The following is a 12,913-nucleotide window of genomic DNA, read 5'->3' as shown; positions in this document are numbered from 1 at the left end:
CCAGACCAATATAACTATTACTAGTATACGTATTGCGATCGTTCAGTGCCATTAACTTGCGACTAATTAAGCCTTAACTGCTTTAAACTAAAGCCTAAGTGGATATCAGTACGCAAACTCACCAGTTGTTTAGAAATAACAAACATATCCATATCATCAGCAAGCTTTTTTTGTAAGCGCGCACTTAATGATTCATCGCTTAATGCCTCTTCGAGAGTGTTGTACTGATTCACCAATTGTTGCGCCGATTTAACACCAATGCCTTTAACACCTGGAATGTCATTGGTTTTGTCTCCTGCCAGAGCCCAAAAGTCTATGAGTTTGTGTTGTGCCACGCCAAAACGTTCTTGGATATGCTGCTGTGTGAGCTGTTGTTTTTTAAAGTAATCATACACTTCAATTTGCTCATTTAAATGCGGTAAAAACCCTTTATCGGTAGAGACAATAGTGTTATTTATCTGATTGTTGGCGGCTTTATGGGCTAATGTTGCAATAATGTCATCGGCTTCATCGTTAGTCGGCTCAAATACCACAATGCCGGTTTCTTCAATGGCCGCTTTAAAATGTGGCAAGGCTTCTTTTAACGTTTGTGGCATCGGGGCGCGCGAATGTTTGTAATCTTTGTAAAAGTGATAGCGCCAACTTTTATCGCCATCAAATACAGCAATTGCATGGGTTGCATTAGTGGTTGTTATGAGTTTTTTGCAGGCATGTGCTACTCGAGCGCAGCATGCTTTTAACATATGTTCGTCGCTGTGATGCGTTTGGTTAGCATCAACAGCATAGATGCGCCTAATTAAATTAAGCGCATCAATAAGAAGTAAATGGGGATTCAATTATAAACTCACGCTTTTATTGTATAACAAGGAATATACTTACTGCCAGGGAGCTTCATTCTACCTTGTTCTACAAACGCTTGTAAAAGTGTGTCCATTGCTTTCATTAAATCAGGCTCGCCACTGAGGACATACGGGCCGTCTTTTTTAATCGCATTTAAACCTTCTTCTTTTACATTTCCCGCCACTATTCCCGAAAACGCACGGCGTAAATTAGCCGCTAACTGTTGTTTGGGTTGATCAAGGTGTAAATCAAGCGACGCCATAGCCTCATGAGAGGGGTAAAAAGGTTGCTGAAAATCACTGTTTATTTTCAAGGTCCAGTTAAAGTAATATGCATCCCCTTGGCTTTTACGGTATTCGCGTACACCATTCATTGCCGACTTTAACTTTTGGCTTACTAATTGAGGATCATCAATAATCACTTCAAATTTATCTAGGGCTGCATCGCCTAAAGTCATTTGAATGAATTGACACAGCTCCTCAAAGTAAGCTTCACTTTGTTTTGGACCGGTAAGAATAACAGGTAAACATTGCTTTTCGTTTTCAGGGTGCAACAAAATGCCTAATAGATACAATAGTTCTTCAGCTGTGCCTGCACCACCAGGAAAAATAATAATGGCATGAGCGGTGCGAACAAAGGCCTCAAGTCGCTTTTCAATATCGGGTAAAATAACCAGTTCATTCACAATTGGGTTAGGTGGCTCAGCTGCAATAATACTGGGCTCAGTTAAACCTAAATAACGGTTGTTAGTTATACGTTGTTTGGCATGACCAATAGTGGCGCCTTTCATCGGGCCTTTCATTGCACCAGGCCCACAGCCAGTACAAATATTTAACCCGCGTAAGCCTAATTCGTAACCTACTTGTTTAGTGTATTTATATTCTATTTCGTTAATAGAGTGGCCGCCCCAGCATACAATCATGTTAGGTTCACTATTTACTTTAAGAGCGTCGGCATTTCTAAGCATGTCAAAAACCATGTGGGTAATGGCTTTAGTTTCTTGGAGATTTTTTTCATACTTTTGGCAAATAAATAAGATATCGCGAATAACCGAAAATATGTGCTCATGTATGCCGGTGACTATGTGGCCGTCAACGAAGGCCGTTTGCGGCGGGTTCTCTAATTCAATTTTAATACCGCGTTCACGGCTTACCAAACGAATATCAAAGTCTTTATGTTTTTCGTATATATCGTTACTTACATCGGTATGGCTACCTACATTAAGCACAGCTAAAACACAATTTCTGAATAACCTGTAGCGTTCGCTTGTTGATGACTGTTCTAGTAGGTCTACTTCTAGCTGCGATAATAAATCTAATACCCCTGTTGGGTTTAACTGTATTAGCATCGGCATTCTCCTTGATACTTCTTGGGTAAATTTACTGCGTAATTATGCCTTGTACTCAAAGGTAGAAATGCATAACACTATTTACTAATGCACAGACGATCCCGGCCTGAATTTTTAGCATCGTATAAAGCTTGATCGGCTCTATCAAATGCTTTTAGAGGGGTATCACCCTCTTTAAATTGGGTTGCGCCTAGCGAAACAGTAATTTCAATTTGTTTGTCTTTAAATTTAAACGGTATCTTTTTAATAGACTGTCTTAATTTATTGAGGTGCGCTGTCGCGTTTTCAAGTGAAGTGCGTGGCATTAATAGCACAAACTCTTCGCCGCCATAGCGTGCAATAAAGTCTGATTGCCTAATCGACTTTTGCAGCGCTTTGGCAATAACTTGTAAAGTAATATCGCCCGCAGTATGGCCAAATCGATCGTTGATTGATTTAAAATGGTCGACGTCTATAACAACTAGCGTTATGTCTGACGGTTGTTCGTTAAATAAATTAATTTCGTGGTTGTAACGCTCATCAAATGCCGCGCGATTAGGCAGTTTTGTCAGGCTGTCGAGTAAGCTTTTAAATCGTTGCTCATTTAAACGTTTTTTATAGTTACTGACTTTATTTTCTAAGCTATTAATTCTTTCATTTATTTGTGTAAAGCTGGCAACTAAAATTCTGCGATCTTTTTGTTCGAGTTGCTCTTTTTCTAAAATATCTGCACTGAGTGAGCGTAACTCGTTTTCAACTAGCTGCTTTAACGCTGTGATTGAGGTCGCATTTTTTGTTTGTGTATTTAAACTTTCTAGCTTTTCACCAATGCGTTGATTTATTGAGTCAAATTCAACATTCATTGATTCAGAGTGTTCACTGGTTGATACCAATGAGCGATGCAGCTCTTCAAGTGTTTGGTTTAATGAAGCTAAAAAGCTTTGCGCTGATTCACGTTCAACGTGAATACTTTTAACAATTAAAGTAATCACATCTATTGCGGCATCAAGTAACTGGTCAACGGCTTTATTTTTAGCAATGCGTTTTTTTATTAAATACAGTGATTCGTTGGCTTCTTCTTCTAGTACGAGCTCACTAACTAATTTAAACAGCTTTTCAGTGAGCACACTTAGATTGGGTGGTTCAAAGGTATTATTGCTTTTAGCAATTAAAGCTTGATGATAAAAGGTGATCAATTGGTTTAATATTGGGATAAACCCATGCACCGATTGTATATCGTCTAGCTCGTTATCGAGTAAGTGGCGCAGCGTTCTGCGGGTTTCGTCAGGCAGGCCTTTCGTTTGTTGTAACTGTTTTCCTGCATTTTGTACGCTGGTTAACAGGTCGCGTTGATGCGCTAGTTGAATCGCTTCCTGATTTTTTAGCAAGGCCAAAATATCATCTACCAAAGGAGAGAAGTCTTCAAAATCCATTCCTTTGTTTAATGCGCTACGGAACTTTGCTAGGCGGTTATCAAGCTCAATATCAAGTCCTTTACAGCTTAAAGATAATTTAGCCGCAAAGTTAGAAAGGGTGTCAACTTGATGTTTACGAGCGCTTTCTATTACTTTTCTACTGTCAATTGCTTGTTTTAGTTTTTGTTCCACCGTATTGGAGCTCCTAGACACCTACACACCATTATTTTAATACCTTTATTGGTTTAGTTTACAACAAAAACATATTAATAGTAGGTATGAGATCAAAAACTTAATGTTTTTAGCAACAAAATACGAACGATCTTAAATATAAGTGTATTTATCGCTTTTAATTCACTTTTAAAATGGGTCTTGTTAACCTTGGCACAACAATACGTTATATAAAAAAGAGCCTTTATGAAAAAGCTACTTGCCTTATCAATTTTAGCTGCCTGTTCAGCACCGGTATTTGCCGACGTTAATTACGCTTTAAACATTTCTCAGCCAGAGCATCATTTAGGTGATGTGAACGTAGAATTTCCTAAAACGGCGCAGTCTTTCTTAGATGTGAAACTTCCAGCATGGCGCACTGGTCGTTATGAAATTTTAAATCTTGCCAATGGCGTTCGCTATTTTAAAGCCAGTGATGATGAAGGTAATGCATTAAAGTGGGAAAAGATTGACCACAGCACATGGCGCGTTCATTTAAGTGAACCCACTGAAGTAAATATAGATTACCAAGTGTATGCCAATGAGCTAGGTAAGCGCGCCCGCCATATAGACGACAGCCATGCCTTTATTGATGCATCAGGCTTTTTTATGTTTAGCGAATCATTTCGCCAAGAGCCAGTAACGGTTGAATTAAACGTCCCTAAAGCATGGCGCTCTGTGTCAGGCATGGAAAATTATAAAAATAAGCACAGCTTTAAAGCCAGTGACTACGATGTATTAGTTGATTCGCCAATCGAAACCGGTATTAACGAGCTACGTACTTTTGAAGTTGATGGCCGTGAGTACGAACTGGTGGTATGGGGTGAGGGCAATTACGATATTGAACTGATGCTAACCGATTTGAAAAAGCTAGTGGCTACCGGCAATGTCATTTGGGACAACTACCCGTATGAACGCTATGTATTTATGGTACATGCTACATCAGGCGCAAGCGGGGCAACTGAGCACTTAAACTCAACGATTATTCAGCGCCCACGCGACCGCTTTGCTAAACGTGAAGACTATTTAGGTTTTATAAGTACTGCAGCTCATGAGTTTATTCATACTTGGAATGTAAAAGCGTACCGTCCTAAAGGGCTTGCGCCATATGACTACACTAATATTAATTACTCAAAATTGCTTTGGATAGCAGAGGGCTCTACCAGCTATTTTGAAGATCATTTATTAGTGCGTTCGGGTATTCAAACTAACGATGAGTTTTTTAAAGTATTAAGCAAAACCATTAACCGCCACCTCACTACCCCTGGGCGTGAAGTGCAAAGTGCCAGCGAAACCAGTTTTGATAAATGGATAAACCAAGGCGGCGATCACGCACGTAACTACAGCACTAATATTTATCTTGAAGGTTCATTATTGTCGATGGCGTTAGATATCGATCTACTTGAAAATAGCCAAGGTAAAATTAGCTACAGAGATGTACATAAAGCGCTTTATAAACAGCATAAATTACCGGCAGGGTTTACTGAGCAAGACGTACTGGCTATTTTAAAACAACTATCAGGGCGTGATTACAGCGCGTGGTGGCAGGCAAATGTTAGCTCACCAGCCAACCTTGATTTTGATGCACTGCTAGCAAAAGTAGGTTTAAGCTTTGAGTTACCAGAAAAAGCCAAGGCCACACCAAGCTTAGATGCATTTACTAAAAATACTGGCGAGTTACTTACGCTTACCCATGTACGCCGCGATGGTGCAGCATGGCAAGGCGGCTTAACCACCGACGATAAACTCGTCGCTATTAATAAAAAGCATGTAGGTAAAGACTTAACAGCCAGCCTAGAAACCTTTAAAGCAGGCGATAAAGTCACTGTTGATTTTATTCGTCGTGATGCCTTAATGTCGACTGAGCTTGTGTTGTCTGAAGACTTCGACAAACCTAAAAAAGTGGTTGCGAATAAAAATGCCACTGATGAGCAAAAAGCATTATTTAAAGCATGGATGGGTGTAGCGCATCCAAATGATGTGAAAAAAGACGACTAACATCGTTTATCATTTTGTTTAAAAAGGAGCTTAGCTCCTTTTTTGTTTATTGGGCGCTATATTGTAACAATTTATCTCAGCGTAGTTGACCTTACTCATACTTAATGAGTAATCTGCAGGTTCAATAATAAAAGGGATTCTATAATGCGTTTAAAACCTCTTGTTGCCACTTTGGTAGCAACCTGTTCACTGGCACTTTCTTCTGCGGCCAATGCCGATGAAGGTATGTGGCAACCTCATCAGCTACCAGAGCTGGAATCAATTTTAAAAGCCAAAGGCCTTGAAATCAGTGTTGATTCAATTTCAAAATTAACCGAATTTCCAATGAATGCGGTTATTAGCTTAGGCGGATGTACAGCCTCGTTTGTTTCGCCAAAGGGCTTAGTTGTTACTAACCATCACTGTATTTATGGCTCAGTGCAATATAATTCAACGCCTGAAAACAACATACTTGAAAACGGCTTTTTAGCAAAAACACCGGCTGAAGATTTACCTGCTGCGCCAGGTTCACGTGTGTACGTTACAGAAACAGTGACCAACGTGACTGATAAAGTAATTAGCGGCACTAACGAGCTAAGTGCAAAAGCACGCTACGATGCGTTAGAAAAAAATCAAAAAGCCCTCGTTGCAGAGTGTGAAGCTGATGAAAGCTACCGTTGTAATGTATATTCGTTTCATGGTGGTTTAGAGTTTTACCTTATTAAATCGCTGGAAATTAAAGATGTACGTTTAGCGTATGCACCTGCTATGGGCGTAGGTAAATACGGTGGCGATATCGATAACTGGATGTGGCCGCGTCACACAGGCGATTTTGGTTTTTACCGCGCCTATGTAGGTAAAGACGGCAAACCAGCAGAATACAGCGAAGACAACGTACCGTACGTGCCTGAGTCTTACTTAAGTGTAAGTGCTAAAGGCGTGCAAGAGGGTGATTTTGTCATGGTTACTGGCTATCCAGGACGAACCAATCGTTACCGTATTGCGGCAGAGGTCGATTATGTATTTAACGACAGCTACCCTAAAGCGCGCATCCACAATACTAAATACGTGTCATTAATTGAAGAAAACTCAGAAGATGGCAGCAAAGCGCGTATTGCTTACGAAAGCACCATAGCTGGTTATAACAACTACATTAAAAACTATGGCTCGATGATCGAAAGCTTTAAAAAAGGCACCATGTTTGAGCGTAAAAAGCAGTTTGAACAAGAACTTACAAGCTGGATAAACAGCGATAGCGAACGTAAACAGCGCTACGGTAACGTACTTAATGAGTTATCAGCACTTGTTGCACAATCGCAAGAGCACAGTGAGCGCGACCGTATGGTAGGCTATGTTCACCGTTCACAAATGATCAGCACGGCACGTCGTTTATACCGTTTAGCTTATGAAAAACAAAAGCCAAATAGCGAGCGTGAATCGGGTTATCAAGAACGTGATTTACCGCGTATTAAATCGGGTTTAGAGCGTATGTCACGTCGCTTTGACGCAAACGTAGATAAAGCCATATTACTGCACTTTTTAGAGCAATATGCAGCATTACCTAAAGCAGAGCGTTTTAGTGAAATTGATAAAGCCTTTGCTTTAGAAAATGGGTTTGATAAAGCAAAACAAAGTGCATTACTTGATGAAATGTACGCTAAATCAACGCTTGATAACGAAATTGTACGTAATTCATTATTTGAGCAAACGCTTAGCCAATTAAACCAAAGCCAAGACCCATTCATGCAATATGCAAAAGCCATATTCACGGTAATGAAAGATGAGGAAGATAAGTCAAAAGCCCTTGCAGGTAAGTTACAAGCCGCTCGCCCAGAGTTAATGAGTGCGATTATTGCCTTTAATAAAGCGCAAAACAAACCGGTTTACGCCGATGCAAACAGCACATTACGTGTAACTTACGGCACGGTAGGCGGGTATTCTCCGCAAGATGGTTTAGTGGCCACGCCGTTTACCTCACTTGAAGGGTTACTGGCTAAAAACACCGATGTTGACCCATTTAATGCGCCTAAAAAGCTGCAAGAGCAAATTAAAGCGAAGCTTTATGGTGATTACACAGGTGGCATGAATACCGTACCGGTTAACTTTTTATCAAACGTAGACACAACTGGCGGTAACTCAGGTTCACCAACACTAAATGGTAAAGCTGAGCTGGTGGGTTTACTGTTTGACGGTGTGTACGAAAGCATTATTGGTGATTGGGATTATAACCCAGAACTAAATCGCTCAATCCATGTAGATTCACGTTACATGCTTTGGGTTATGGATAAAGTAGATAACGCCCAAAACTTATTAGACGAAATGAAAATCGTAAAATAAGAAGCAGTTAAAATAACAAACAGGCGCTTACCTTAATCGGAAGCGCCTTTTTTGTTTAAACATTTTCGGCGATTAATTTAACTTAGGGTACGGGCTTTGGGCTACGGGCTACGGGGGAAGCTAATTTGTTTTTAGCAGTAAGTATCTTTAGTAGCAGCGATTTTATATCGCGTCAGAGTTAAGCCTAAATAAGCATTTACCACCGAGGACACAGAGTTCACAGAGAAATGCTTAAAAGATATCAATCCATCTCTGTGCAGCGCAAAGCGCCTCGGAATTCTCTGTGGTGCAAAAATTGTTTTTATCAGTAAATGTCTTTCGTAGCAGCGATTTCATATCGCGTATTTATGGACATTAGCATTTTACTCGCGCCTCGTAGTTCTCACTTCTCTTTGTTAAATAAGGTCTTTAAGTGATTTATGAACAAAGAGGGCGAGAAGACGCTGCGCTTTTAGAGGAAGATATAAAACAAGGTTGTTTGGTGGTTTTGGTTTCTCATTTGCTGCTCATTCACTTCTCTTTGTGTAATAAGCTCCTTCAGTGATTGATTTACCATGAGGGTGCAGAGACGCTGCGCTTTTGTAGGAGCAGGGTGTTTTTAAATATAAACTTTTTAATAATGGTAAATACGTGCGTTTAATTTACTAAATGCCAACCAACATGATTTTACCTTGTGCCATCCCTTCAAGCTGACAACTAAAATCAATGCGCTTTTCTGCAGGCGTTTTATATAGCAAAGTGAGCTTACGAAAAGGCGTGGTAATCACTTTGACTGTTTTGATTTGTAAACTGACTCGCGTTCGCTTATCTAAAAAGGCAAAAGCCGTTTCCGTTAACGCTTTTTTACATGCGCTTAATGCTGTATTCGTTACAACGCCCGATATTATTGAGTTACTAATATCTTCAGCCGACAAGCTACTATAGCCACTTGCCATTACGCAGGCAGCATAAATATCAAGTATGGCAATGGCACGTACTTTTTGACTTTTTGGATCCTCATAAACAGCCATGACGCAGGGGACTTTAGACTCATCAAATACCTGCGGTTGAATCGTGTTTACGATTAAGGACTGACTTATATGTTTATGAAACAAACGTTCTAATTGCGACAGTTTTGGTAACGCTAAATCACTGTTTAATTCAATTTCATCAGGGATGATTTCGTTATTTTCAACAAGCTGCACTAAAGGCAATAATTTATCGTGTAGTTGCGCGTCGGTGAAAGGCTTTGATAATACAAAAGATGCACCAAAGCTAATAGCTTCCTCAATTTGAGACTTTTCATCAACAGTGGTCAGCATTGCCACTATTATATTAAGTTGTCTTTGTTTAATTGCACGTAGTAGCGTAACTCCACACATATCAGGCATATGCCAGTCTGTAAGGACAATATCGGGGTGCCAACTACCAATCAGCGTTAACGCAGATTTAGCATTGTTGGCTTTTTCTATTAATAACTTTCGATAGCCAAATTTCTCCAACCCTCGGCGTACTATTTCGAGTGTTGCTTGGCTATCATCCACGATAAGTATTTTCACGCATGTTACTTTTTTTTAAATGTTGTTGTTATTATGGCAGATTTTTTTCACAGCGCTAAACTCTAGTAAATAAACACTTAATTTAAGATAATTTAATAATGCCATATGCCGTTTTTCCGCCAGAGGTTTATCATTATATTGCTATAAATTTTGGGCTACTTATTTTAGCCGCGTGGTTTTATATTCTTTTACTGATACTCAGAGAGTTTAGGGCTTTTGCGTTGAGTATGGTTAAAAGTAACGGCACAATGGATGATGCGACGTTAGCTATGTGCAGAGAGTCTGTTGAAAATGCCATGAGCTATGTTAACGATAATCGAAAAACTATTGCTGAGTTAATCAGTGTACAAATGCTGTTACAACAACAATTAACAGAGGTTACTTCATCAACCAAAGATCATGTTACCGAAAAAGAACAACAGCTAATCGATGATCTCAATAAAAAATTAAAACGCTCGCATCAGTTAATTCGCAAACTTAAAGGAGATCTCGATAAAAGTGTTGAAAAATTAAAAGTTACCCGTCAAAAGCTCTATGCACAATATGATGCAGTGACTGTGCTTCAAGAAGAAAAAGACCAGCTACAAGCAGATTATGAAGCGCTTAAAACCGCAAGCGAAAATAGTGATAAAACATCAAGCACAGATACATCCTCAACGCCCGATCAAACAAGACTACTTAACACTTTAAACGAATATAAAAGGCAAATTGCAGAGCAAGACCAACTACTACAGCAATTGCAGTTACAAACAGACGGGCCAGAAAGTAGTGAGGAGTTAGACACACTCAAGCAAGAGCTAGAAAAAACTCAGTACGCACTTAAACACCTTACAAAAGAGAAAAAATTCATTGAAGGACGCTATTTAGAAATGATGAAAAATAGCCAAAAGCCAAGTTAGCCAACATCTTTTTTTAGTATGAGCCAGTACACGTTATAGCTGTGTTTTCTGCTTATTCACTTCTCTTTGTAGAATAAGACCTTTTAGTTAACGTAAAAAAAGCCATATATTGCCCTGTAGAAGCGATTTCACATTGCGCCAGAGTTAAGCCTAAATAAGTATTTACCACCGAGAACACAGAGTTCACAGAGAAATACTTAAAAGATATGAATCCATCTCTGTGCAGCGCAAAGCGCCTCGGGATTCTCTGTGGTGAAAAAACTGTTTTTTACAGTAAATGTCTTTTGTAGCAGCGATATCATATCGAGCCAGAGTTAAGCCTAAATAAGTATTTACCACCGAGGACACAGAGTTCACAGAGAAATGCTTAAAAGATATCAATCCACCTCTGTGTAGCGCAAAGCGCCTCGAGATTCTCTGTGGTGCAAAAATTGTTTTTATCAGTAAATGTCTTTCGTAGCAGCGATTTCATATCGCGTATTTATGGGCATTAGCATTTTACTCGCGCCTCGTAGCCCGAAGCCTCCCATCCACTTCTCTTTGTTAAATAAGGTCTTTTAGTGATTTATGCACAAAGAGGGCTAAGAGGCGCTGCGCTTTTAGAGGAAGTTATAAAACAAAGCTGTTTTTAGCTAGTCACTACCATATAGTGCAACGTTATCTTTGCTGAGTATGTAAGGTGACGATTTATAGTAAACAAAGAACCAGCCTAATATGGCTAATATTACGCCTAAACCGTACTCACTGAGAATCTGAATATACATTATCAATCTAAACACGACTGCCGAATACAATAAAAATATAGCCCAGAATAATTTTGAGCTGATAAGTTTCAATCTCGTCTGACAATTGGCACATTTAAAGTAAAACGGAAATGCAGATAAAGAAAAGCTGAAAACATCTATTTTATGTTCACAGCGAGGGCATAGACTCATAAATTTCCTTGTACTTTTAACGCCGTTGTAACCGGCAAAAAATTGTTGGCTAAAATGTGAAGCGAAGCGTAACAGCCAACAAGTTTTTGTCCGCGTTGACAACATTGTTAGGCTCTACATTTCGTATAAGCTTAAACCCATTGAAGCACCTATAGCGTACCAAACTCTCTGCCAGAGAACCCGCTCAAGGTCATAACCAATGAATGATGTTTCCTCATTACCATGCCGAAGTAATTTCCCATTGGACAAGTATTGGAAATTAAGGGTGCCCAGCTGCTTATCACTTAGCTGTTCAGGAAGGACAGCACGAAGAGGTTTAAGATAAACAGGATCATCCGCAACTAAAATAAACTCATCAAATAAGTGCGAAAAACTTTCCATATGGTTACCTAACTCGAGTGTATACCATTCTTCAGAAACAGTATTTATCCTAATTTCACCTTTTTCATAATCCTTTGTTGAACCATCAAGATGCTTTATCTCATGCCCATCTTCAGGTGGGTGGAAGACAAACGCAGTGATAAATGATTTCTCATGAAGCCATTCTATAGCATGAGGGATAAATTCATCAATTTCGACAGGCTTTAATAATCGATTTGGATGGAGCTCTTTAAAGAAACGTAAAGCCTTAGCTGTTTCTCTATAAAGAAAAGGATAGTCGATGTACATTACACGGTACTTAGCCGGTGCTCTTTGCATTCGCTCTTTGTATATTTCTCTGACTTCTGCAACGCATGATTTAGGATTTCGGTTTATCTCTCGCCCTGTGAACCTTATAACGGTATAGCCAGCTCGTGAAAGGTAACGCTGCCGTATGGCGTCTTTTTCTAACTGCTCTTTCGTTGAATGATATTCGTGCCCATCTAACTCAACTATTAGTCGAGCATCTTTCAATATAAAATCAACACGGAATCGCCCATGTTTCTCTTGGTCTCCGAACCAATGTTCACTTTCAATTGCACTTGCTAAGTCATCCAGCTCTTTACTAAATTCCTTCTCAATATATGACTGCCCTCTGTCTCTATACCAACTTGGAGGAGACTTAGGTTGACCTGGATACTTCATTGCTACCTCTATTTATGAGTTGAGCCTAACATTTTAGTATTTATGCGACACGCTGTTTGTGTTGCATAATCGCTTGTTGGACTGAGCCGCTACCTGCTCGGTGTGTCAGAGTTGGTGTTGTTTATGCTATGGGAATTTGCTTTTTGGAGGCTCTCACTTTCCTAGCTGATTTAATCAGCTTAGCTAGTGTTATGTAAGCTTTCCCTGCATTGCTCAGCGCTTATTATGTATTCATTACACCTAAATTTGCCTTAATAAGCAATTATATTTTTTACACGTACAAAGGCCGCTAGCCTGAGCAGTTAAGCAGGTTAACTAATTGATTTTAAGCAGCTACCTAGCTGCTAACTCGTTCGCCCTACTTTGGTCC

At 39.6% G+C, this 12,913-nt stretch carries 8 protein-coding genes; 3 read left to right on the top strand and 5 right to left on the bottom strand.

The features are described from left to right. Window positions 1–62: 62 nt before the first annotated feature. The 3 genes from xni to BM380_RS04020 form a co-directional block, all read right to left on the bottom strand. Window positions 63–836, bottom strand: coding sequence for a flap endonuclease Xni (gene xni / locus BM380_RS04030; RefSeq protein WP_013463270.1), 774 nt, complete (start codon window positions 834–836; stop codon window positions 63–65). Window positions 837–844: 8 nt separating this feature from the next. Next, window positions 845–2,188 carry a nucleotide 5'-monophosphate nucleosidase PpnN gene (gene ppnN / locus BM380_RS04025; RefSeq protein ID WP_090493082.1) on the bottom strand — a complete coding sequence of 448 codons (1,344 nt, stop codon included), beginning with the start codon at window positions 2,186–2,188 and terminating at the stop codon, window positions 845–847. Between the two features lie 77 nt (window positions 2,189–2,265). Continuing rightward, window positions 2,266–3,774 carry a GGDEF domain-containing protein gene (locus BM380_RS04020; RefSeq protein ID WP_090493080.1) on the bottom strand — a complete coding sequence of 503 codons (1,509 nt, stop codon included), beginning with the start codon at window positions 3,772–3,774 and terminating at the stop codon, window positions 2,266–2,268. A gap of 225 nt (window positions 3,775–3,999) precedes the next feature. Here BM380_RS04020 and BM380_RS04015 point away from each other — a divergent pair, with 225 nt between their 5' ends. Both BM380_RS04015 and BM380_RS04010 read left to right on the top strand, forming a co-directional pair. Then, window positions 4,000–5,790: a M61 family metallopeptidase gene (locus BM380_RS04015; RefSeq protein ID WP_090493078.1), complete on the top strand. Its 1,791-nt coding sequence runs from the start codon at window positions 4,000–4,002 to the stop codon at window positions 5,788–5,790. Between the two features lie 144 nt (window positions 5,791–5,934). After that, window positions 5,935–8,106, top strand: a complete 2,172-nt coding sequence (locus BM380_RS04010; RefSeq protein WP_090493076.1) for a S46 family peptidase — start codon at window positions 5,935–5,937, stop codon at window positions 8,104–8,106. Window positions 8,107–8,750: 644 nt separating this feature from the next. On the opposite strand, the gene BM380_RS04005 is transcribed toward BM380_RS04010, so the two are convergent. Next, complete coding sequence (locus BM380_RS04005; RefSeq protein ID WP_090493073.1) at window positions 8,751–9,644, bottom strand: response regulator; 894 nt, start codon at window positions 9,642–9,644, stop codon at window positions 8,751–8,753. A 98-nt stretch (window positions 9,645–9,742) separates the two neighbouring features. Between BM380_RS04005 and BM380_RS04000 the strand changes: the two genes are divergently transcribed. After that, window positions 9,743–10,543 (top strand): chromosome partitioning protein ParA, encoded by an 801-nt coding sequence (locus tag BM380_RS04000; protein ID WP_090493071.1) that lies wholly within the window; start codon window positions 9,743–9,745, stop codon window positions 10,541–10,543. 1,049 nt (window positions 10,544–11,592) lie between these two features. On the opposite strand, the gene BM380_RS03990 is transcribed toward BM380_RS04000, so the two are convergent. After that, a complete protein-coding gene (locus BM380_RS03990) occupies window positions 11,593–12,543 on the bottom strand; it encodes an endonuclease domain-containing protein (protein WP_090493067.1) in 951 nt (316 codons plus the stop codon). Between the last annotated feature and the right edge of the window lie 370 nt (window positions 12,544–12,913).

Source organism: Pseudoalteromonas sp. DSM 26666, assembly GCF_900116475.1.
In the GTDB taxonomy this organism is placed as follows: domain Bacteria; phylum Pseudomonadota; class Gammaproteobacteria; order Enterobacterales; family Alteromonadaceae; genus Pseudoalteromonas; species Pseudoalteromonas tetraodonis.
Note: the sequence above shows the minus strand (reverse complement) of the source record. Positions and strands in the feature narration are given on the sequence as shown.